This is a genomic window from Pseudoxanthomonas sp. G3 (assembly GCF_057654715.1).
Map to the genome: position 1 here is coordinate 3,103,339 of NZ_CM172805.1, position 22,374 is coordinate 3,125,712.

The window sequence follows — 22,374 nt, forward strand, 5'->3', positions numbered from 1 at the left end:
CGACGTCGTTGAACCGTGAAAGCCAGGGCTTCGTACCACGCGTTGCGCCCGCGAAAACCGCGAAACGCCAGCTTTTTGCCGGCGTGCAGAGCGGGTGAGCATGCCGATGACATCCTGTTACCGCATGCCTGCCTAGTCTCGAACCTGATGCTTTGCCGAGGCCCGCGATGGACACCGTGACCGCATTCCAGGTCATCGCCCACGAAGCGAACCGTATACCGTTCGAGGCGCACGCCATGGCCGGGCGCTGGACAAGCGCGGGCCGGCCGGTGGTCTATGCCTCCTGCACGGCGTCGACCGCGCTGCTCGAATTCCTGGCCCATCGGCAAAGCTCCCTGCCCGATGCGCTCGCGTGCGCCCGCATGGCCTTGGGCGCTGCCGATGTCGTGGTGCTGGAGCGTCTGCCCGACGGTTGGCGTGAGCGCCCGTATCGCCCGGACGTCCAGGCGCTCGGCGATCGATGGCTGGACGAGCGGCGCAGCGTCGCCCTCAGGGTCCCGAGCGTCTTGGCGCCCGCCTCGCACAACCTGCTCATCAATCCGTCGCACCCGGCATTCGGCGGCCTTGCCGTCGACTTCACCGAAGCGTTCCGGCTAGATAGCCGGCTGGCGTGAACCCATGCAGCCGCTGACGCTTCCGCCGGGCGTGTACAGCAAGTTGAACGCCTTTCTGGCGATGACCTTGCAGGATGCGGCCGATACCGACACCGAAGGCGTCCGGGCACGCCTCGAGCCGGCCGTCGACGACCTGTATGCGAATACGATACGCCCAGCGAAGCCCACGCCGCGCTGACCATGGCACTCCTGCAGGTCGCGGGCGATTACGCCCTGGCCGACGAGATGACGGGCATTACCCAAAACAGCCGCCAGAACGCCGCGCTTTCCGAAGACGACGAGGAAGAAGACGAGGACGCTTGACGTCGCGGCTACGCGTCAAGGGACGTCGTCGCTCGTCGGCGAAGTGCGCTCGGCGGGGTTTTCCATGGGCGGATCGTGCGCCAGCGCGTGGCCGTCCGGCGCCATCAGCGCCCACTGTCCCCACTTGTCGCTGACCCCGTGGCCCGAGGTGCGTCCTGCCCCCGCGTCGCCGGCATACCGGTACAGCGGCTGTCGCGCGTAGGTCAGTTGCGTGCGGCCATCCGCCCGTTGCAGTCGACCCAGCAGGCCGGATTGCACACCCTCCATCGTGCCGGCGTCGCCGGCCACGACCGGCGGCCAGGCTTGCTCGCAGGTGGCGTCGCACCGCGTGCCCTGCGCATTGCCTTCGAGGAAGTACAGCGACGCACCGCTTGCGTCCACAAGATACGAAGGGCTTCCCTGCGACAACTTCAGCATCGCGCGCCCTGCGGCGTCGCCGTTTGCGGCCCCGGTGCCTTCCGGCATCACGGGTGTGGGCGGCGCGCGCTCGGTGGGCGCGGAGCGGGTCGCTGCCTGTGTGTCGTCGGGCGCCAAGCGCTGTTCCTCCTTGCACGCTGCGGCAAGCAGGGCGGAGCTGACCACGATCGTCCACGCCATCGTCTTCATGCACACCTCGTCCGGTCCGGGATGAGCGATGCGCAAGTTGCATGCCAGCCGGTAGACCCGCGATATCGACCCGCGCGCTTCAGCACGCGCGCAGATCTTGCAGGGTGTGCAGCTTATTCACGCTTGCACACATCCCTGAACGTCGTTCGCGCCACGGTCACGGCCTTTCCCCTATACCAATGCGAATTCCACAGGAGGTGCAGGGTGGTTGCTCCCACGTTGGCCATCGTCGACGACGACCAGGACTTCAGCGCATTCCTGGCCGGCTTCGCGCAGCGCAAAGGATTCGAGGCGTGCCAGTTCCATAGCGTCGCGGAAGCCAGTCCATGGCTCGCGCGGCACGACCCGGAGCTGACCATGCTCGACATGGCCCTGCCTGACGGCACGGGACTGGACGTGCTGGAACGCCTCCCCTCCGGACGTGGCGGACAAATCGTCTTCGTGTCGGGGACCGACAACCGCGAAGAGATCCGACGCGCAGTATCGAGTTCCGCGACGGAATTCCTCGGCAAGCCGCTCCGCACGGAGGCCCTCGAGCGCCTGCTGCGGGGAGCCAAGGCGCGCTTCGACCAGCGCCGCATCGCAAGGCAGGCGCAGGCGGATACGCTGGTCGGCGAATGCGTGGCGATGGCGGAGGTCAGGGAGGAGATCGCCCGCGTCGCAGCGACGTCGCTCAGCGTTCTGGTCACCGGCGAAACAGGCACCGGCAAGGAACTCGTCGCGCGCGCGCTGCACCGGCAAAGCGGTCGTCGCGGCAGGCTGATCAGCGTCAACTGCGGCGCCGTGCCCGCGGATCTCCTGGCGAGCCAGTTGTTCGGGCATGAGCGCGGATCGTTCACCGGCGCGACGTCCCGGCACTTGGGCCACTTCGAACAGGCCTCTGGCGGCACGCTCTTCCTCGACGAAATCGGCGAGATGCCCGCCAGCCTGCAGGTCTACCTGTTGCGCGTGCTGGAAACCGGCTGCGTGGTGCGCGTGGGCGGCACCGAGGAGATTCCGACGGACGTGCGGATCGTCGCCGCCACCCACCGACACGGCAACCCCGTTCCCGCCGGCGTGCGCGAGGATCTGTATTACCGGCTGGCGCGCTATCCCATCACGCTGCCCCCGCTGCGATGCCGCGGCGAGGACATCGAACTGCTGGCGCGGCGATTCATCCATGCATTGAATCGCGAAGCAGGTGCCGACAAGCATCTCGACCCCGCCTGTGTCGCGCAGCTGCGTCGACATGCGTGGCCCGGCAACGTACGGGAGTTGCGCGCGGCAACCGAATACGCGTATCTGCGGGCGACCGATGCCGCCGTGCATGTCAGGCCGCTGGCCGGCGTGCTCCGTCCACCGGGGGTCGACGATGCGGGCGAGCTCCGCTTCCGTATCGGCATGACCTTCCATGAGGTCGAGGCCGCGATGCTCCAGCGCACACTTGCCTTCCATGGCGGCGACAAGACGGCGGCGGCACGCAGTCTGGGGGTGAGCGTCAGGACCATCCATAACCATCTCGCGCGGCGGCGCCCGCACGACCATGGATGAGCATTGGCTCCATGCGCTGCGCAACGAGCTCAATGTATTGACGGTCGGCATGCTGATGCTCCGTAGCGAGCTCCAGTCGCTGGATCGCGCCGACCTGACGGAGGCGCTCGACCGCCTGGAGCGCGCCGCGCTCCGCTGCGCTGATCTTCTCGCCCTCGCGCAGCAAACACCGCCGGCCATCGACTGATCGGCGCGCTGGCGGATGCCGCCGCGTCGGTGCAGGTGATGACAACGGGGAAGACCGATCGGTGCATGGCGCTCTGCTCCACAGGGGGCAGGCGGACGGACGCAATACGCGTGCCAGTCCCGTGGATCTCGTGCGTGCGTACTGCTCGCGGTACGCCTCGGAAACATCTGCATGCGCACGCACATCTTTCATCGCCTCGTTCCTTCCGACGGCCTTTGCGCGGCTCAACAACGGCCTCCCGCACTGGCACGGCCCTTGCGTAGACAGTTCACGGCACGACAAGGAGACAAGTGTGGACAAGCACGTAGGAACCGAACTGAGAGCCGCATTCGGCGAGCTGCAGACATTGGCTGCGCGCCTGGTGGATACCAGCCGCGCATGGTGGGACAACCGGAGGGAAGACATGAATCGGAACGAGCAGTATTACGGCCAGGGCCGTCAACCGCAGCGCGATGACGAGCAGACGCGCGATACGCAGCGTGCAACCGGCAGGAACTGGCGGTCGTCGGGCAGCGACGGGCGTGAAGACGGGCGCGAAGAAAGTTTCCAGCGTCGCGGCGAACAGGGCCAACACGCTCCGTTCGGCCCCCAGCCAGGACGTGAACAAGCCGGATCGCGTGGGTATGACGAAGACCTGTACTACGGCAGCGGCTCGCGCTATGCGGGCATGCGCGGCATGGACGACGACGAGGATGGCATGTTCGGTGCGCGCGGCGTCGGCGGCTACAGCCAGGGCCGTCAAGGCCCCAGCCGCAATCCCGACCAGAACCTGGGCCAAGGCAGTTACGGCCAGCCTGACCTCGGTCAGGGCGGCTACGGCCAATACGGAAGCGGCCGCACCCACGCCGGCGAGCACGGCTACGACGCCAACCGGCAGTCGCGCCAAGGCGGCGCGGAACAGGAATACGGTCGCGCTGGTGCCTCCCGCACCGGCCACGGCGGCTACGGTGAGTACGGCGGTCGCGACGACGGCATGGGCCAGGCCTACGGCGGCTCGCAAAGTGGCCAGGAAACGCAAGGGCGTTTCCGCGGGCATGGACCGAAGGGATACCGGCGCTCCGACGAGCGCATCACCGAAGATCTCAACGAGCGCCTCACCGAAGACGCGATGCTCGATGCGACCCACATCACCGTGGAAGTCCGGGATGGCGTGGCCACGCTGCAGGGCACCGTGGAGAGTCGCTGGATGAAGCACCGTGCCGAAGACATCGCCGATGCCTGCAGCGGCGTCAGCGACGTGCGCAACGAGATCCGCGTCGGCGCCGCGCAGGCCGCAGGCACCGAACGGAGCGCTTCCGCGAGCCGCGGCGGGACCAAGGACCGCAACGCCCAGCCGGAAAGCGGCGCGGCGTCGAGCCAGGTCGGCACGCCGCACTGACCCCACTGCAAGGAGAGCGCCATGCGTGCATTGACGTATCACGGCAGCAAGGACGTGCGGGTTGAGCAGGTGCCGGACCCTGCCCTGCAGGATGCCGACGATGTCATCCTGCGGATCACGGCCACCGCCATCTGCGGCTCGGACCTGCACATCTTCCGCGGCAAGATTCCGGGAATGCGCGATGGCGACATCCTCGGCCACGAGTTCATGGGCGTGGTCGAGGAGGTGGGGCCTGCGGTGACGGCGCTGTCGCGCGGTGATCGCGTCGTCGTGCCCTTCGTGATCGCCTGCGGCGAATGCTTCTTCTGCAAACTGAGCGAGTACGCCGCCTGCGAGACGACGAACACGGGGCGCGGCGCGATCCTGAACCGCAAGCACATCACGCCGCCCGCCGCGCTGTTCGGGTACAGCGCGTTGTACGGCGGCATTCCGGGTGGCCAGGCCGAGTTCGTGCGCGTGCCGAAGGCCAACGTCGGACCCTTGAAGATTCCCGATGGCCTGACGGACGAACAGGTGCTGTTCCTGTCGGACATTCTTCCCACGGGCTATCAGGCCGCGGTCAATGCGGACATCAAGCCGGGTGCGACCGTGGCCATTTTCGGGGCGGGCCCCGTCGGACAGATGGCGGCCGCATGCTGCCGCATGTTGGGCGCCGAGCGGATCTTCATGGTCGACCACCACGACTACCGGCTCGCGTTCGCGACGCGGACCTATGGCGTGCATCCGATCAACTTCGACGAGGAAGACGACCCTGCCGAACGGATCGTGGATGCCACGGGCGGCCGCGGCGTGGATGCCTGCATCGATGCCGTCGGCTTCGAGGCCAAAGGATCGACGACCGAAACCCTGCTGACCGCGGTGAAGCTGGAGGGCAGCAGCGGCAAGGCTTTGCGCCAGTGCATCGCCGCCTGCCGCCGCGGCGGCATCATCAGCGTACCTGGCGTGTATGCCGGCTTCATCCATGGGTTCCTGTTCGGCGACGCCTTCGACAAGGGCCTGCGTTTCGCCATGGGGCAGACGCATGTCCAACGCTTCCTGCCCGAGCTGCTGCAGGCGATCCAGGAAGGCATGTTGCGGCCCGAGGCCATCATTTCGCATCGCCTGTCGCTGTCCGAGGCAGCGCAGGGCTACGCGATGTTCAACGACAAGGAAGACGACTGCCGGAAGGTCGTCCTCACCCCGTGAGCGAGGAGAACAACATGGCACGCTGCGATGTATGCGGGAACAGTTACGACAAGACCTTCACGATCGAACAGGAGGGGCGACGCGGTACCTTCGATGCCTTCGAGTGCGCCATCCACGCGTTCGCCCCGACGTGCAGCCACTGCGGCTGCCGGATCCTCGGCCATGGCAACGAAGCGGACGGCCGCATGTTTTGCTGTGCGCATTGCGCCGCCGCCTCCGGCGAGCCCGGCATGGTCGACCGCGCATGAGGGCGCTGACATGAGCACCGCCTTGCCATCGAAACTGCCGGATTGCTTCCGTTGGACCGAGGAGGAAGGTCGCCGGCGCCTGTTCCTGGACAACGTGGAAGTGCTGGAGGTACGCCGGCAGCGCCATGGGTGGGTCGTCGAAGTCCATCTGCTGGAGGCGGCGCAGCTCCCGCAGGTCGTCGCGGTGCGATCGCCTGCGGCGGGCATGCGTTGGGGGGCCCGCTGGACCAAGCAGCGGGCATCGCAGCTGGTGACGCTGGTCGCGCTACGGCGCCGCCTGGCCAATCGCAGCCCTGCACTTCCGATCATGATCGGCGGCTGACATGGCCAGGGACCGCAAGGATCCCCCCGCGAACGACGAGGATCGCGCATGCGAGGAATCCGCGACGCAACGCCGCGCGCGGAAGGAGCATGCCAGCGATAACCAGGATGAGGCACTGGAGGAGACGTTCCCCGCGAGCGATCCGGTCTCGCCGTTCGTGCCCGCCAAGACGCCCGATTGACGTGGACAAACAGCGCTGCGTATCGCGTTTTCATGCACACGGCAGCGCTCGTTCATCTTTACAAACGACTCCACATCAGTATCACGCCGCATCGCGTAACTTGGCTTCCATGGAAGTCACCGGAACCGATCGAACTCCCCCGTTGTTGCGCGATGATGCGGCGCTGTTCCTCGACGTGGATGGAACACTCACCCATCACGCGCCCACCCCGGAGGCGGTCGTACTCGATGCGCGCGTCGCGCCGGTACTTGCCCACCTGCAGTCGCGTCTGGGCGGTGCCCTGGCCCTGGTGACCGGCCGCAGCCTGGTCGCACTGGACGCGCTCATGCACCCGTGGGTTACACCGCACGCCGCAGGCCTGCACGGGCTGCAGACACGTCCGTCACTAGCCGGTGCCGAGTGCGTGATGGTGGGTGAAACCTGGGTGGCTGAGGCCCAGGCTATCGCCGACCAGCATCCTGGCGCGCGAGTGGAGGCGCACGGCCCCTGTTTGTACCTGCACTGGCGCGCGGCGCCCGAGGCGGCCGAAGTGTTCACCCGACTCGCCCACCGCATCGCCGAACACATGCCGTCGCATCGACTGCATGTCGGTGCGCACGGCATCGAGATCCGGCCGCATGGCATGGATAAAGGGAAGGCCATCAGCGCCTTCATGACGGCAGCGCCGTTCGCCGGCCGGGTACCTGTGTTCGCAGGCGACGACCCCGCCGACGAGCCGGGCTTCGCCGCGGTCAATGCACTCGGTGGGGTGAGCATCCTCGTCGGTCCGGAGCGCGAGAGCGTGGCGCGCTTTGCGCTTGGCGACGCAACGGCGGTCCTGGCATGGCTCGAGAAATCGGGAGCGGAACATTTCAAGGAGAACTACGCGTGAGCAGATTGTTCGTCGTATCCAACCGGGTCGCCTGTCCCGGCACTGCACAGGCCGGCGGGCTCGCCGTTGCGCTGCATGGCGTGCTGCGACAGCGCCGCGGCGTGTGGTTCGGGTGGAGTGGCGCCTTCGGCGAAGGGTCGCCCCGCGTGCAGATCGGCGATGGCATCCGGTTCTGCCTGCTCGATCTGCCGGAACACGATTTCGAAGGCTATTACCACGGGTTCGCCAACCGCGCGCTGTGGCCCTTGCTGCACTACCGCGTGGACCTGATCCATTTCGATCGCGACGAGTACGCGCGCTACCTGGCCGTCAACGACCGCTTCGCCGACGCACTCGCACGCGAGCTCCGCGGCGATGACGAGGTGTGGGTGCACGACTATCACCTGATCCCACTCGCCCGAGCGTTGCGCGCACGCGGCCTGCAGCAGCGGATCGGTTTCTTCCTGCACATCCCCCTCCCCTCGTGGGATGTGCTGTGCATGCTGCCCGAGCACCGCGAGGTGTTCGGGGCACTGGCCGACTACGACCTGGTCGGCGTGCAGACCGAGGCGGACGCGGACAACCTGCGGCAGTACTTCGCGCGCATGGGCCTTGAGGCACCGGACTGCACGGTGGCCGCGTTTCCGATCGGCATCGACGTGGACCAGGTGGCGCGCGATGCGGTGTCCAGCGCAGGCCGGGAGGCGGTTTCGGCGCTCCGGCAGAGCCTGTCGGACCGACGTCTGGCGATCGGTGTCGATCGGCTGGACTACTCGAAGGGCCTGCCCGAACGCTTCCATGCATTCGGCCACTTCCTCGATACCCATCCCGATGCCGCCGGCGCGTTGACCTACCTGCAGATCGCGCCCCCCAGCCGCGAAGACGTGCCGGAATACCGGGCCCTGCGCGAGGAGTTGGAGCGTGTCGCCGGCCACATCAACGGTCGCCACGCGCGCCCGGACTGGACACCGCTGCGTTACGTCAACCATACCTACCCCCATGAGGTGCTGGCCGGTTTCTACCGCATGGCCGACATGGCGCTGGTCACGCCGCTGCGCGACGGCATGAACCTCGTGGCGAAGGAGTATGTGGCGGCGCAGGACCCGCACGACCCGGGTGTCTTGGTCCTCTCGCGCTTCGCCGGTGCCGCCGATACGCTGACCGAGGCCCTGCTCGTCAATCCCCACGATGCCGGCGAAATGGCGGAGGCCATCGACATGGCCCGCCACATGGCCAAGCCGGAGCGCCGCGAGCGGTGGGCCGCGATGATGGACACGCTGCGTCGCCACGATATCGCCTCGTGGGCGAAGGCGTTCCTTGAGCAGCTTCAGGCCAACACCACGCCTGCGGACCTGCCGTCGAAAGGCTTTCCCACGCTCGCACCGCTGACGGAAGGTGCCGCGTCATGAGGATCGCGCAAGTCTCCCCGTTGTTCGAATCCGTGCCTCCGAAGCTGTACGGCGGCACGGAGCGCGTGGTGTCCTACCTGACCGAAGCCCTGGTGGCGCGGGGTCACCATGTGACCCTGTTCGCCAGCGGCGACTCCGTCACTTCGGCCAACCTCACCAGCTTTCGGGATATCGCCCTGCGGCTCGATCCAGCGCCATTGAAGTCGGCGATGGCGGCGCATCTGGCCATGTTACATGGCATCCGGGAGCGGGCGGACGAGTTCGACGTGCTCCACTTCCACATCGATCTGCTACCCCTGCCCCTGTTCGAAGACATCGCCCACAAGTGCGTCTTCACCCTGCACGGGCGCCAGGACAAGCAGGATTTGCCGCAAGCGTATCGGCGGTGGTCGCAGTACCCCCTGGTGTCCATTTCCGATCACCAGCGCTTGCCGCTGCCCTGGGCCAGTTGGTGGCAGACGATCTACCACGGGATGCCCACGACGCTGCTGACGCCGCCTGCGCGCCCGCGCGGCGACTATCTCGCCTTCCTGGGCCGCATATCCCCCGAGAAGCGGCCCGACCGCGCCATCGAGATCGCGCTCCAGGCCGGCCTGCCTCTGCGCATCGCCGCGAAGGTGGATGCGGCCGACAAGCGCTACTTCCACGAGACGATCGAGCCCATGGTGGCCGGTGGCGGCGTCGAGTTCGTGGGCGAGATCGATGACGCCGGCAAGCCGGAATTCCTCGGCAACGCCGCCGCGCTGCTGTTTCCCATCGATTGGCCCGAGCCTTTCGGCCTGGTGATGATCGAGGCAATGGCGTGCGGGACGCCGGTGATCGCCTGGCGCGAAGGTTCGGTGCCCGAAGTGATCGACGAAGGCATCAGCGGCTGCATCGTCGACAGCATCGAGGAAGGGGTCGAGGCCGTCGCGCGGTGCCGGGGCATGGACCGCGGTGCGGTACGTCGCTGTTTCGAGCAGCGCTTCGATGCGATCCGCATGGCGCGCGATTACGAAGACCTCTATCTGCGGATGGTGGAGGGCACGCCCCGGCGCATGAAGGCCTGAGGCATGGACAGCAGCGAGAGCGCGCCGCTCACCCGGTATGTCCTGAAGGACGGCGACAGCTTCCTGGTCGCCAACAGTCTGGGCAACATCGTGGCCCCGGCCGAGGGCTTCTTCGTGCACGACACGCGGGTCGTGTCGCGGTACGAACTGCTGCTCGGCGATCAGGAACCGGCCCTGCTGAGCTCCGCGGTCACGCAGGACAACGTGCTGTTCGTCGCGCACCTGACCAACCGTTCGCTGTCCGCCATCGACGAGATGGGCGCGCCGGAAGGCCTGATCCACATCACGCGCAGCCGCTTCCTCTGTCGCGAGCGGATGTACGAGCGCATCACCTGCATGAACTACGGCCACCTGGCGGCGCGTTTGCCGCTGCGCTTCCGGTTGGATGCGGACTTCGTCGACATGTTCGAGGTGCGCGGCAGCCAGCGCCCCGCGCGCGGCCGCCTGTTGGGCCCGGAAAGCAGCGAGTGGGGCTACGCCTTCCGCTACGAGGGCCTGGATGGCGTGGTGCGCGCGTCGTCCGTGCTCTTCTCGCGGCCGCCGGTGCAGGCGGGTCCTGGCTGCGTGGAGTTCATGTTGACGCTGGCCCCCGGTGCATCGGAAGAGCTGTACACCGAGATGGGCGTGACGCAGGAAGCGATGCCGTCCCGCCAGCGGTATCGCGACGAAGCCTCCGCAGCCCGTCGCCACATGCGCCGCCGGCAACGGCGCGGGGCCCGCGTGTCCAGCAGCGGCCCCCTGTTCGACCAATGGATGCGGCGCTCGCGCTCCGACCTGGCCTTGTTGACCAGCGAACTGGACACCGGGCCCTACCCTTATGCGGGGATCCCCTGGTTCTCCACCCCGTTCGGCCGCGATGCGGTGATCACGGCCATGCAGACCCTGTGGCTGGACCCGGGCCTGGCCAAGGGCGTGCTGACCTTCCTGGCGAGGCACCAGGCGCAGGAGGAGTCCTCGTTCCTGGATGCGGCGCCCGGCAAGATCATGCACGAGACCCGCAAGGGCGAGATGTCGGCGATGAAGGAGCTGCCCTTCGGCCTGTACTACGGGGGCGTGGACACGACGCCGCTGTTCATCACCCTCGCAGGCGCCTACCTGCGGCGCACCGGCGACATCGAAACAGTGCAATCGCTGTGGCCTGCGCTGCTCGCGGCCGTGCAGTGGATCGAGCGCGTTTGCGATGCCGATCCGAACGGTCTGCTGGTCTATGCGCGTGCGAGCGACCGTGGCCTGGCCAATCAGGGCTGGAAAGACAGTGGCGATTCGGTGTTCCACGCGGACGGCCGGCTCGCTGAAGGACCGATCGCACTGGTCGAGGTGCAGGGCTATGCGTACGCGGCGCTGCGCACCATGGCGGAACTGGGCGAGCGATGGGACTCGCGCGCTGCCGCGCACTGGACGCGGCGCGCGCAGGAACTGCGGACCACCATCGAGCGTCGCTTCTGGATGGAGGAGGCCGCGTACTACGGCCTGGCGCTGGATGGCGACAACGCCCTGTGCGCGGTGCGGACCAGCAATGCGGGGCATCTGCTGCAGTTCGGCGTGGCCAGCCCGCCCCGCGCATCCGCCGTGGCCGAGCAACTGATGTCGCCGGCCTTCTTCACCGGCTGGGGCATCCGCACTGTCGCGCGCGGCGAAGCGCGCTTCAATCCGATCTCGTACCACAATGGATCGGTCTGGCCCCATGACTCCGCGCTATGCGCCAGCGGGCTCGCCCAGGCGGGTGTGCGCGGCGCGGCGACGCGGCTGCTGCGCGGCGCGTTCGAAGCGGCCGTGCACTTCGACATGCGCATGCCGGAGCTGTTCTGCGGCTTCGCGCGCACGCAGGGCGCGCCGCCGGTCGCCTACCCCGTCGCCTGCCTGCCGCAGGCCTGGGCGGCGGGGTCGGCCTTCATGCTGTTGCAGGCCTGTCTGGGCGTGGAGGTGGACGGCGCCAGCAAGACCATCCACGTGCAACGCGCGGAACTTCCCTTCGGCATCCAGGACGTGACGGTGAACGATCTCGCCGTGGGCGACCAACGCGTCGACCTGGTCTTCCGCAGCACTGGCAGTCGCGTGGCCGCTTTCATCGACGGCGATCCGGACGGTCGGGTGTCATTGCAGGTGCGCGGCTGACGCTCAGGCCAAAGCGACGCCGTTGGCCTGCAACCGCTGGACCACCGCATAGAGCAGCGCGGCGCGGATCCGCGTGACCTGCCGGGGCCCGTCGACGTACGCGGAAATGCCGATCCAGAGCTTGTTGTCCTTCACGTCCTCCATCTGCACCTGCGGCGCGGGCGACGCCTTGAGGTCGCGTTGCTCGCGGACCACCGCCTCCACCAGTCCGATGACCTGCTCCATGTTCGCGGTGGCAGGAACCGGCAGAACCACCTTCACCAGGCCGTCGCCTGCGGTGAACGTGCGGTTACGCACCACCTTGGTGATGAGTTCGGAGTTGGGGACCAGCACCGTCGTGCGGTCGGCCAGCGCGATTTCGGTGGCGCGCACGTTGATGCGGCGCACGTCGCCTTCCGCATCGCCGACCACTACCCAATCACCGACCTTGACCGGGCGTTCCACCAGCAGGATCAGGCCGGAGATGAAATTCTGCACGATGGCCTGCAGACCGAAACCGACGCCTACCGTCAGCGCGCTGACGATCCACGTGATCCGGTTGGCCTCCACGCCCAACGCCGCCAGCGCCATGCCGATCCCGACGATGACGCCGAGGTAGCCGACCAGCGTGGTGAGCGAGGCCTGCACGCCGGCGTCGAGCCGCGTCGTCGGCAGCAGGCGGCACGACAGCCAGCGCGCCAGCATCCGCGCCACCACGACGGCTACGACCAGCACGAAGACGGCGCGCAACAGCTGCACCGGGCTGAAACTCAGGCTGCCGATGCGCAGCCGTCCGCCCGCATCGAACACGCGCCCCAACAGATCGCCCGGACCCACGCCATAGGGCGCACTGACCAGCATCAGCGCGATGCAGGCCACCGCCAGCATGAGGACGCCGCCCGCCAGGACCACCGCCTGCTGCAGCCGGCGCGTGCCGATACCCAGGCGGCGCGACGCCCCCATCAGGGTTTCGCGGCGGCCGGTCAGGAAGCTGACCGCATCGCCGACCATGCGCCAGGCCAGGAAGAGCCAGGCGAGCACGATCAGGCTCCAGACCACCTGTTTGGCCAGAAACGCCGCGAGCGCCGCGTAGCCGGTCAGCAGGCTGAAGACGATCACCACCACCAGCAGCCAGCCGATGAACACGCCCACCCGCACCAGTTGCGTCGCACGTCCCCGTGTCGGCGCCCATTCGGCTGCGGCCGCGAGCATGTGCGAGACGCGCGATAACAGCAGGGCGATGGCCGCCATCAGGACCGACGCCGAGACGACCTGCACGAAGCCGATCAGCGCGACATCCTGGGGGACGAGCGCCGCGTGGTGGTCGAGCAATGCGACCAGCAGCAGCGCGACGGACAGGACGACGGGCGCGACGCCGAATCCTGTCGGCGTGCCCAGCGCTCCTTGGCCGCCAGCCACCACGCGACGGACGCCGCGCGCCGTCGCCAGAAGCACGGCGATCAGCGTGGCGATCGCGACCAGCATGCGCGCGGTCGCACGCAGTGCGGGCATGTCGGGCGCGGCCGCGAGGAACACCTGCAACAGCAGGGAGGCCGCCAGCCAGGTGGCGCACCCCAGGAGGATGACCCCCGCGAAAGCCGGCAGCGAGATCGCGAGCGCGGCGCCATGCCAGCGGGCTTCCCGGCGTGCTTCCCAGGCCGGCAAGGCCCAGCGCCACACGAGGAACACGCCGGCAGACAGGACCAGCGTGGTCGCGAGCATCGCCACGCCGTGCCCACCCATGCCTTCCACCGCGTCCTGCCACAGACGCGCGGCCGCGGCGAACGCCTCCGCGACGCTTCGGCTTCCTGCGATCAACTCCCCCCACAGCATGCGGTCCGTCAGATCGGGGAGCGCACGTCCAGTCGTCTCTGCCACTGAATCAACAGCCCATCGCATGAACGCCGGTCAATTCAACGCGAGTTCGCCCCGCGGGGCGCTCATCAGGTAAGCCAACTGGAACTGGCGAAGGCGGATCGTGCGGTACCCGGTATCGCCATCGCCGCAGGCGCGGATGCAGTGCTCGCCTTGTCGGTAGAGCGCTTCCCGCAGCAGTGGATCGCTTTCCACGAGCAGCATGTCGCGCATGCGCCACTGCAGGCGGTCCCAGACGTCGTCCTCGAATGCTTCGGAAAGGGTGGCCACGGGAGCTCCAGCGGCGAACCCGCCGCCATGCAAAGAGAGAACCAGAGAGGAACGCCGCGGCCCGCAGGGCCTGTGCTCAAGCGGACCGGGCCATGACGTTGTAACGCGGACCATGCGAACGCGATGTCAACGGCGCCGGGAGGGGGCAGTCGATGCTGCCTCGGCACGCCGGCACGGACCTGTCGCTACGCATCGGCGGCAGGAGACGCCGCGCCGCACACGGTTTCGCGTGACGGAGCGCGGAGCGCTCGCGATCCGCGTCGCGCTACGGAAAAACAAAAAGCCCCGCCAGAGCGGGGCTTTTGCCGAGATCTTGCCAACGCCGATTTTTCAGAACGGGATGTCGTCGTCCGCGAAGTCGTCCATCGGCGGCGCCTGCTGCGGCGCCGGCGCCTGGCGGCGCTGCGACTGGCCGCCGCCCTGGTTGCCGTAGTCCTGGCGTGGCGCACGGGCCGGTCGATCGCCGCCACCGCCACCACCACCGCCTTCACGGCCGCCGAGCATCTGCATCTCATCGGCGATGATGTCGGTGGAGTACTTCTCCTGCCCGTCCTGGCCGGTGTACTTGTCGTAGCGGATCGAGCCTTCCACGTATACCGAGCTGCCCTTGCGCAGGTACTCGCCGGCGATCTCGCCGAGCTTGCCGAAGAACACCACGCGGTGCCATTCGGTGCGCTCCTGCTGGTTGCCATCCTTGTCCTTGCGCACGCTGGTGGTGGCCAGGCTGATGCGCGTGATGGCCATGCCGCCCTGCGTGTAGCGGGTTTCGGGGTCGTTGCCGAGGTTGCCGACCAGGATGACTTTATTGATGCCGCGGGCCATATCGATATCCGTTCAGGGATGCCCGCCGAGCGCGGGCAAAGATCAGTGAAGTATACCCGGCAGGCCCCTACCGTCGGCCCCCGCCGCAGTCGCGCGTAGGAAATCCCCGCCATGTAACGCCTATAATTCAACCACTTCCCGAATCTTGTCCCCATGGCCGTCGTCGAATCCCCCCGCCCCGCGCTCGGCCTGGCCGACATCCAGTCGCTCGCCCGCGCCGACATGGCGGCCGTCGACGCCCTGATCCGGGCCCGGCTGGCGTCCGACGTGGTGCTGATCAACCAGATCGCCGACCACATCATTTCGGCGGGCGGCAAGCGGCTGAGACCGATGCTGGTCGTCCTGGCCGGTCTGGCTTGCGGACCGTCCACGCCCGACCACCATCAGTTGGCGGCGATCATCGAGTTCATCCACACCTCCACCCTGCTGCACGACGATGTGGTCGACGAATCCGACCTGCGGCGCGGCCGCAGCACGGCGAACGCCCTGTGGGGCAACGCGCCCAGCGTGCTGGTCGGCGACTTCCTGTATTCGCGCAGCTTCCAGCTGATGGTGGAACTGGACCGCATGGACGTCATGCGCCTGCTGGCAGACACCACCAACCGGATCGCCGAGGGCGAGGTGCTGCAACTGCTGCATGTTCACAACCCGGATACCGACGAAGCGGCCTACCTGCGCGTGATCGAACGCAAGACAGCCGTCCTGTTCGCGGCGGGCACGCAGCTGGGCGCGTTGGCGTCGGGCGCGGATGCGGCCACCCAGCGCCGCCTCTACGACTACGGCATGGCGCTGGGCTACGCGTTCCAGATTGCCGACGACGTGCTCGACTACACGGCCGACGCGGACGCGCTGGGCAAGAACCTCGGCGACGACCTGGCCGAAGGCAAGGCAACGCTGCCGCTGATCTACGCCATCCGCCATTCGGAAGCGGGCACTGCAGACCGCCTGCGTGCCATCGTGCAGGCCGGGGAAGCCGATGCCATGCCCGAGGTGCTGGCAGCGATCCGCGCCACCGGCGGCCTGGACTACAGCCGCGCACGTGCCCATCACTACGCGACACTGGCCGAGCAGGCGCTGGACGACCTGCCGGAATCCGACGCGCTCGCCGCCCTGCGTGGCCTGGCGCGCTATGCGGTGGAACGCGGGCACTGAGCGTGCCCGCGCGCGTTCACCGGGCGAACACGTCCCGGAAAAAGTCCGCCATCATCCGGTAAGCGCGCTTCGCCGAGGGCTCGTGGTAGACGCAGCCCGGCGGGTTCTGCGCATCGGATTCGGCGAAGCAGTGCACCGCGCCGCCGAAACTGACGAACTGCCAGTCGGCGCGGGCCTTGCGCATCTCGTCCTGGAAGGCGGTGATCTCCGCCGCGGATACGTAGGTGTCATCGCCCCCGTTGAGCACCAACACGGGTGACTTCACCGGACCGGCTGCCGGCAGATCGGTGGCGAGCCCGCCATGCAGGCTGACGACACCCGACAACGCATCACCGGCACGAACGAGCTCCAGCACGGTGCTGCCGCCGAAGCAGTAACCGAACGCACCCAAGCGGGTGACGTCGACCAGGGTCCCCGGCTGCTGCTTCAGCACCTCGACCGCCTTCTGCACGCGCGCGCGCAGTTTCGGCCGATCGGCGCGCATCGCGGTGGCCACCGGCCCGGCTTCGGCATCGGTCTTCGGGCGGATGCCCTTGCCATACACGTCGGCGATCAGCACCACGTAGTCGTCGCCGGCGACCAGGCGCGCTTTCTCGATCGCGGACTCGTTCACGCCCTTCCAGTTGGGCACCATCACCAGGCCGGGGCGTGGCAGCTTCACCGCATCGTCGTAGACAAGCACGCCGGCGAAGGTGTCGCCGCCGATCTTCCATTCCACCGGCTTGGCCACCGGCGCCGCCAGGAGCAGGGGCGACCAGAGCAGGGACAACAGGCAGGGCAACAGCAGCGTGCGGCGCATGGCGCGTCTCCTTGTGAGGGCCTGCGAGTGTACGCCGGCGCCGTGCAGGCGGTTTGACGGCGCGTGCGGCGTCAGGCCAGGCCCAGCCCGGGGATCGCGGTGATGGCGTCCGGATCGAAGCCGGCGAGTTCGGCGAAGTGCCGGCCACGCGCCACGTAGTCGCGGTACTGGCCGAAACTGGGCGCACCGGGCGACAACAGGACGACGCCGTCGTCGCCCAGCGCTTCGCGCGCGGCCGCCATCGCCTCCGGCAACGTTTGCACACCGATCAGCGTGAATCCCGCCTCCCGCGCCACCGGCGCGAGTAGCGCATGGATGCGCGGGCCATTGGCCCCCATCGTGATGATGGTGGCCGGCGCGCCGTGGCGCATGTGCGCCGCGAAATCGGACCAGTCCACGCCGCGGTCGTGCCCGCCGACCAGCAACGCGATTCGGCGGCCGGCGAAGCACTCCAGCGCCGCCAGCGTCGCATGCGGCGTGGTGCTGATGGAGTCGTTGACCCAGGTGATGCCGTCGCGCGTTCCCATTGTCTGCAGACGGTTCGGCAATGGACGGAAGGAGTGCGCATGCGCGGCCAGCGGCAGCGCATCGATGCCCGCCGCTTCCAGCGCCGTCAGCACCGCGCACAGGTTGCTGCGGTTGTGTCGTCCCGGTAGCGGCAATGGCAGCGTGTCCATGACGAATGCGTCGCCGCGGTACAGATCATCCTCGCGCAGGTGCCAGCCGTCGGCGTGGTTGAACCAGCGCACGTCGCTCTGCGGCAGCCTGAGCGCGGCCAAGCGTGGATCGGCCGCGTTGAGCACGGCGATGCGGGGGTGCGCGGCGGTGACGAGCTTCAGCTTGTCCTCGATGTAACGCGCCTCGCTGCCGTGCCAGTCCAGGTGTTCGGGAAACAGGTTCAGCACGATCGCCACATCCGGTCGCGCGCCGCTGTCGGCCACATCGCCGGTCTGGTAGCTCGACAGCTCGATCGCCCATTCGTCCGGCGCCGGCTGCGGTTCCAGCACTTCCAGCATCGGCAGGCCGATATTGCCGGCCAGCACCGTGCGCTTTCCCGCCGCGCGCAACAGGTGCGCAAGCAGCGAGGTGGTCGTGCTCTTGCCCTTGGTGCCGGTGACGCAGAACGTATGCGCCACCACGCCATCGGCGCCGGCGTGTTCGCCGAACCACAGGCCGGTGCCGCCGATGAAGCGAGTGCCCGCCTCGGCCGCCGCGACGGCGACGGGGGTGTTCGGGCTGATGCCCGGCGACTTGATGACGATCTCGAACGCCGACAGCCGCGCGGCGGTCGCCTCCGTTTCCACGGAAAGTCGCGGATCGCGTAGCGCCGCCGCATCCGCGGCTTCCTGCTCGTTGCAGAACAGCGTCAGCGGCAACGACGGTAGGCGCGACCGCACGGCCTGGTGGGCAGCGCGACCTTCGCGCCCCCAGCCCCACAAAGCGACACGCCAACCCTCAAGCTGCGAAATTCGCACGCAGGCGCTCCCACAGCGCGGCGGGGATGCGGTGCTCACCACCGATCTCCAGCAACGGCGCCACGACCAGTTCCGAGGCGTCGAGTTGCGGGCGGATCTCGCGGTTGAAGCGCGCGACGATCACGTCCTCGCGCCACTCCGGCCGGTCGCCCAGCGTGGCCATCGCCGCGCGCGATTCCTGGCCTTCACCGACGCATTCGAACGGCTTGTGGTCCTGGTACTCCAGCAAGGCGTCGAAGCCGCCGGTCTGGTTCGCATCGTCCAGCAGGTTGCGACCGAAAATGCTGACGAGGCGCGGCTTCGGCATGAACGGCGCCAGCGCGAGGAACACGAAGTGGCACTTGGGGCACACGCCGCACCAGCGGTTGGTCGGGCGCTCGCCCAGCAGGTGGAAATTGCGGTTGCAGCTGGAGAAATGCGCGTCGTAGTGGTCGGTGCGCGCAAACTGCCGCGCCACCGCCAGCTCCGACAGCGGCCGCAGCAGCGAGTAGTACTGCAGGTCCGCGGCCACATGCGACTGCACATGCGCGCCGAACGCGCTCTCAAACGCCCAGCCCTTCGACCACTGGTGATTCACTTCGCCCGTGCCCGGGATCATGCTGCCGTAGCTGGCGGAGCGTTCGTTGGAGAACACCACCTGGTCCACGCCGTGTAGCAGCGCGGCCAGCACCATGATGGCCGAGTTGATGGCGGTCACCGGGATGTGCCCGTTCCACGCGCCCTGGCGGTTGTACTCGAACAGCTCCGGCGCCAGCGCACGCCCGATATTGAGCGTCGGCAGGCCCGTGCGCGCCGCGCACGCCGCGATCAGCTGCGAACCGCCGACCCAGGTGACGGTCTGCGCGACGCCGGCGCCGCGCAGCGCTTCGATGCTGACCAGCGAATCCTTGCCCCCGCCGATGGCGACCAGCGCATGCTCGCGCAGCCCCGCCGATGGGGCGGACGGTGCCTGGGCCCCGATCGGGAAGCGCACGCGGCCGTGCAGGCTCAGACCGTTGCGGTACGCGAACTCGCCCAGGCCGTGCACGTACACCTGTTCCATCAGCACGGCGGTGGCGGCATCGATGGCATAGCCGTCGATGCGGATCTCGTTCGGCACGGCGGCCTTGTAATAGCTGACGCCGGTGATCAGGTGCAGCAGGCGCACGGCCTGTTCGACCGCCTGTGCACGCGCGGCGTCCAGCGCGAAGGGCGCGCCGGGAATCGTCACCGTCTCCGTCAGTTCGGGGCCGTCGTCGAAGGCGTACACCAACCGCGCGACACCGCTCTCCGCGTCGAAGGCACAGCGGACGAAACGGAAGGTGCGGATGCTGGATTTGTCGAACGTGGTCATGCGGGATCCATGGAAAGAGCGGTCGGCTGTCGATGGCCGGTTGAGCAGAATGCGAAGACGGCGGCCCTAGACCGGATCGGCACTGCCGACCTCGATCACATCCTCCGCCGGCAAGCCGCGCAGGTTGTAATGGCTGGCCATGACGAAGCCGTAGGCGCCGGCATCGGAGAACAGCAGCACGTCGCCTTCGGCGGTCGCCGACGGCAGCTTGCGGCGCTTGCCGAAGATGTCGCTGGATTCGCAGATCGGACCGACGACGTCGAACGGCTCCTGCGCCTCATCGTCCAGGCGCGTGAGGTTGGCCACGTCGTGCCAGGCGTCGTACAGCGCGGGCCGCACCAGCGTGTGCATCCCGGCGTCGCTGCCGACGCGGCGGATGCCGAGCTTCTCCACCACCTGGGTCACGCGCGCCAGCAGCGCACCCGCCTCGGCGACCAGGTAGCGGCCGGGCTCGATCACCAGCTGGTACCCCGGATAGGCGGCCTTGATCGCCGCCAGACCTTCGCCCCACGCCGCCAGGTCGAACGGCTCGTCGCCCTCGGCGTAGGGAATCGGCAGGCCGCCGCCGATGTCGATCGTCTCGATGGTGCCGATCTGATCTGCAAGACCGCCCAGCTCGTCGGCGATCTGGTTCCAGTGCTGCGCGCTCTCCACGCCGCTGCCCAGGTGGGCGTGCAGGCCGACGATGCGCGCGTCCACTGCACGCGCCGCTGCGAGGAAGGCGTCCAGCTTGGCCAACGGCAGCCCGAACTTGGAGGTCTTGCCGCCAGTCTTCACCTTGTCGTGGTGGCCGTCGCCGCGGCCCAGGTCCACGCGCAGCCACAGACGGCGGCCGCGGAATACCTCGGGCCACTGCTGCAGCGCTTCGACGTTGTCCAGAGTGACGTTGATGCCACGCTCCAGCGCGAACGCGTACTCCTCGCGCGGCGCGAAGCTGGGCGTGAACAGCACGCGGTCCATCGGCAGCGCCGGCACGGTGTCGAACACGCGCTCCAGTTCGCCGCGCGACACGCATTCCAGGCCGAAGCCTTCTTCCACCAGCGTACGCAGGATGGCCGGATGCGAATTGGCCTTGATGGCGAAGAAACGCTGGTCGACCGCCGTGATCGCGGCCAATGCGCGGGCGCGGGCACGGACGATGTCCAGGTTGTAGACGTAGCGCGGCGTGCCGGCGTGCGCGAGCGACAGCAGCCGTTCGCGGGCCGCGGGCGTGCTCCACCAGCGCACACCGCGATGGCGGACAGCACCGTTGATCTCGCGCCAGCTGGGGCCGAACACGCTGGCTTCATCGACCGGCATTGCGCCGCTGTCGATCAGCGCTTCATGCAGCAGCGGCAGCATGCCGTCGGCATCGGCTTCGTCGATCACGAAGGTCAGGTTGAGGTCGTTGGACGACTGCGAGATCAGGTGCACGCGCTCGCGGCCGAACATCGCCCACACGTCGGACAGCTTGTGCAGCAGCGAGCGCATGCCGCGCCCGACCAGGGTGATGGCCGTGCAGGGCGCGATCACCTTCACCCGGCAGATCTCGGCCAGGTCGGCCGACAGCGCGGCCAGCACGTCGGTGTTGACCAGGTTCTCGCTGGGGTCCAGCGACACGGTGACGTTGGTCTCCGACGAACCGATCAGGTCCACTGAAAGACCATGCTTCTTGAAGCGCGCGAACACATCCGCGAGGAAGCCCACCTGCTGCCACATGCCGATGCCTTCCATCGACACCAGCACGATGCCATTGCGGCGGCTGACGGCCTTGACGCCAGGTACCGTCACCGCGTTGCCGTCGATCGTCGTGCCCGGCAACTCCGGACGCTCGGTATCGAGAATGGCCATCGCCACGCCGGCATCGCGGCAAGGCTTGATCGAACGCGGATGCAGCACCTTCGCGCCGGTGGTCGCGATTTCTTGTGCTTCGTAGTAATCCAGGCGTGTCAGCAGGCGCGCATCAGGCACCTCGCGCGGATTCGCGCTGAACATGCCGGGCACGTCGGTCCAGATTTCCACGCGCTGTGCGCCGAGCAACGCACCGAAATAGGCCGCGGACGTATCCGAGCCGCCGCGCCCGAGAATGGCGGTGCCGCCGTCGGCGTGGCGGGCGATGAAGCCCTGCGTCAGCAGCATCGTCGTCGGCTGCCCCGCGAACGCCCGGCGCCAGTCCTGGTCCGGCGCGGTGTTGCAGGACACCGACAGGTGCTGCGCCCACGGGCTTTGGTTCGGCAGGAAATTTGCCTGCAGCCAGTGCCGCGCATCGACCCAGCCGAAATCCAGGCCCTGCGCGCGCAGGTAGGCCACGCCCAGCGTGGACGAGAGCAGTTCGCCCTGGCCCAGCACCTCGGCCTGCCAGTCCAGCGCGCGCGTCGCCGCACGCGGGTCGGTCAGCAGGTTGCGCAGCGCCGCCAGGCGATCGCCCAGCACCGCATCGGCGTCCAGCTCCAGTTCGGCGAGGAACTCGCGGTGGCGCTGCTCCAGCTTCGCCACGCGCTCGGCGCTGTCGGCGGCACCGTCGGCGATCGCGGTCAGCTCGTTGGTCACGCCGGACAGGGCCGACACCACCACCAGCACGCGCGCGCCCTGCTCGTCCGCCCGCTGTTTCGCCAGTTTGCCGATCGTGTTCCAGCGATGGCGACGCGACACCGAGGTGCCGCCGAACTTGAGGACGATCCAACGATCAGACGCGGGGGTGGCAGAGGGCATG

22 protein-coding genes and 1 pseudogene are annotated in these 22,374 nt (G+C 68.1%); 15 read left to right on the top strand and 8 right to left on the bottom strand.

The genetic code is table 11. The features are described 5' to 3' along the window. Window positions 1-167 precede the first annotated feature (167 nt). Genes AC23D6_RS14860 through AC23D6_RS14870 form a run of 3 tightly spaced genes read left to right on the top strand, consistent with a single transcriptional unit; the run spans window position 168 to window position 917 of the window. Window positions 168-614: an RES family NAD+ phosphorylase gene (locus AC23D6_RS14860; RefSeq protein ID WP_487749991.1), complete on the top strand. Its 447-nt coding sequence runs from the start codon at window positions 168-170 to the stop codon at window positions 612-614. 4 nt (window positions 615-618) lie between these two features. Then, window positions 619-792: a hypothetical protein gene (locus AC23D6_RS14865; protein WP_487749992.1), complete on the top strand. Its 174-nt coding sequence runs from the start codon at window positions 619-621 to the stop codon at window positions 790-792. A gap of 2 nt (window positions 793-794) precedes the next feature. Further along, window positions 795-917: a hypothetical protein gene (locus AC23D6_RS14870; RefSeq protein ID WP_487749993.1), complete on the top strand. Its 123-nt coding sequence runs from the start codon at window positions 795-797 to the stop codon at window positions 915-917. A gap of 15 nt (window positions 918-932) precedes the next feature. Here AC23D6_RS14870 and AC23D6_RS14875 read toward each other — a convergent pair whose 3' ends face one another. After that, the gene (locus AC23D6_RS14875; RefSeq protein ID WP_487749994.1) at window positions 933-1,523 is read right to left on the bottom strand and encodes a COG4315 family predicted lipoprotein; all 591 of its coding nucleotides are present in this window, start codon (window positions 1,521-1,523) and stop codon (window positions 933-935) included. A 219-nt stretch (window positions 1,524-1,742) separates the two neighbouring features. On the opposite strand from AC23D6_RS14875, the gene AC23D6_RS14880 reads away from it, so the two are divergent. The 11 genes and pseudogenes from AC23D6_RS14880 to AC23D6_RS14930 all read left to right on the top strand — a co-directional run bounded on the left by AC23D6_RS14880 (window position 1,743) and on the right by AC23D6_RS14930 (window position 11,977). Beyond that, a complete protein-coding gene (locus tag AC23D6_RS14880) occupies window positions 1,743-3,053 on the top strand; it encodes a sigma-54-dependent transcriptional regulator (protein ID WP_487749995.1) in 1,311 nt (436 codons plus the stop codon). After that, a complete protein-coding gene (locus AC23D6_RS14885; RefSeq protein WP_487749996.1) occupies window positions 3,046-3,240 on the top strand; it encodes a hypothetical protein in 195 nt (64 codons plus the stop codon). The genes AC23D6_RS14880 and AC23D6_RS14885 overlap by 8 nt, the downstream gene beginning before the upstream one ends. 292 nt (window positions 3,241-3,532) lie before the next feature. Then, on the top strand, window positions 3,533-4,618 hold the full coding sequence (locus AC23D6_RS14890; protein WP_487749997.1) for a BON domain-containing protein: 1,086 nt from the start codon (window positions 3,533-3,535) through the stop codon (window positions 4,616-4,618). Window positions 4,619-4,639: 21 nt separating this feature from the next. Next, window positions 4,640-5,803, top strand: coding sequence for a zinc-dependent alcohol dehydrogenase (locus AC23D6_RS14895; RefSeq protein WP_487749998.1), 1,164 nt, complete (start codon window positions 4,640-4,642; stop codon window positions 5,801-5,803). A gap of 14 nt (window positions 5,804-5,817) precedes the next feature. Continuing rightward, complete coding sequence (locus AC23D6_RS14900) at window positions 5,818-6,051, top strand: hypothetical protein (RefSeq protein WP_487749999.1); 234 nt, start codon at window positions 5,818-5,820, stop codon at window positions 6,049-6,051. Window positions 6,052-6,061: 10 nt separating this feature from the next. Further along, window positions 6,062-6,373, top strand: coding sequence for a hypothetical protein (locus AC23D6_RS14905; protein WP_487750000.1), 312 nt, complete (start codon window positions 6,062-6,064; stop codon window positions 6,371-6,373). Between the two features lies 1 nt (window position 6,374). Continuing rightward, entirely contained in the window at window positions 6,375-6,554 is a 180-nt protein-coding gene (locus tag AC23D6_RS14910; RefSeq protein ID WP_487750001.1) for a hypothetical protein, read from the top strand. 109 nt (window positions 6,555-6,663) lie between these two features. Further along, entirely contained in the window at window positions 6,664-7,425 is a 762-nt protein-coding gene (gene otsB / locus AC23D6_RS14915; RefSeq protein ID WP_487750002.1) for a trehalose-phosphatase, read from the top strand. Further along, window positions 7,422-8,741: pseudogene (locus AC23D6_RS14920) on the top strand (alpha,alpha-trehalose-phosphate synthase (UDP-forming)); the annotation flags it as partial. The gene otsB and the pseudogene AC23D6_RS14920, both read left to right, overlap by 4 nt. Window positions 8,742-8,809: 68 nt before the next feature. Then, the gene (locus tag AC23D6_RS14925; protein WP_487750003.1) at window positions 8,810-9,862 is read left to right on the top strand and encodes a glycosyltransferase family 4 protein; all 1,053 of its coding nucleotides are present in this window, start codon (window positions 8,810-8,812) and stop codon (window positions 9,860-9,862) included. A 3-nt stretch (window positions 9,863-9,865) separates the two neighbouring features. Further along, on the top strand, window positions 9,866-11,977 hold the full coding sequence (locus tag AC23D6_RS14930; protein WP_487750004.1) for an amylo-alpha-1,6-glucosidase: 2,112 nt from the start codon (window positions 9,866-9,868) through the stop codon (window positions 11,975-11,977). Window positions 11,978-11,980: 3 nt separating this feature from the next. On the opposite strand, the gene AC23D6_RS14935 is transcribed toward AC23D6_RS14930, so the two are convergent. From AC23D6_RS14935 to ssb, 3 genes are all read right to left on the bottom strand, one after another. Beyond that, entirely contained in the window at window positions 11,981-13,789 is a 1,809-nt protein-coding gene (locus AC23D6_RS14935; protein WP_487750005.1) for a mechanosensitive ion channel family protein, read from the bottom strand. A 75-nt stretch (window positions 13,790-13,864) separates the two neighbouring features. Next, complete coding sequence (locus tag AC23D6_RS14940; protein ID WP_487750006.1) at window positions 13,865-14,101, bottom strand: hypothetical protein; 237 nt, start codon at window positions 14,099-14,101, stop codon at window positions 13,865-13,867. A gap of 330 nt (window positions 14,102-14,431) precedes the next feature. Then, window positions 14,432-14,923: a single-stranded DNA-binding protein gene (ssb, locus tag AC23D6_RS14945; protein ID WP_487750007.1), complete on the bottom strand. Its 492-nt coding sequence runs from the start codon at window positions 14,921-14,923 to the stop codon at window positions 14,432-14,434. 153 nt (window positions 14,924-15,076) lie between these two features. On the opposite strand from ssb, the gene AC23D6_RS14950 reads away from it, so the two are divergent. After that, complete coding sequence (locus tag AC23D6_RS14950) at window positions 15,077-16,075, top strand: polyprenyl synthetase family protein (RefSeq protein WP_487750008.1); 999 nt, start codon at window positions 15,077-15,079, stop codon at window positions 16,073-16,075. 16 nt (window positions 16,076-16,091) lie between these two features. Here AC23D6_RS14950 and AC23D6_RS14955 read toward each other — a convergent pair whose 3' ends face one another. The 4 genes from AC23D6_RS14955 to AC23D6_RS14970 all read right to left on the bottom strand — a co-directional run bounded on the left by AC23D6_RS14955 (window position 16,092) and on the right by AC23D6_RS14970 (window position 22,373). Next, a complete protein-coding gene (locus AC23D6_RS14955) occupies window positions 16,092-16,874 on the bottom strand; it encodes a dienelactone hydrolase family protein (protein ID WP_487750009.1) in 783 nt (260 codons plus the stop codon). Window positions 16,875-16,945: 71 nt separating this feature from the next. Next, entirely contained in the window at window positions 16,946-18,349 is a 1,404-nt protein-coding gene (gene murD / locus AC23D6_RS14960; protein WP_487750010.1) for a UDP-N-acetylmuramoyl-L-alanine--D-glutamate ligase, read from the bottom strand. Further along, window positions 18,330-19,682 (bottom strand): UDP-N-acetyl-alpha-D-muramoyl-L-alanyl-L-glutamate epimerase, encoded by a 1,353-nt coding sequence (murL, locus tag AC23D6_RS14965; protein WP_487750011.1) that lies wholly within the window; start codon window positions 19,680-19,682, stop codon window positions 18,330-18,332. The genes murD and murL overlap by 20 nt, the downstream gene beginning before the upstream one ends. A 66-nt stretch (window positions 19,683-19,748) precedes the next feature. After that, window positions 19,749-22,373, bottom strand: coding sequence for a bifunctional aspartate kinase/diaminopimelate decarboxylase (locus AC23D6_RS14970; protein ID WP_487750012.1), 2,625 nt, complete (start codon window positions 22,371-22,373; stop codon window positions 19,749-19,751). Window position 22,374 lies beyond the last annotated feature (1 nt).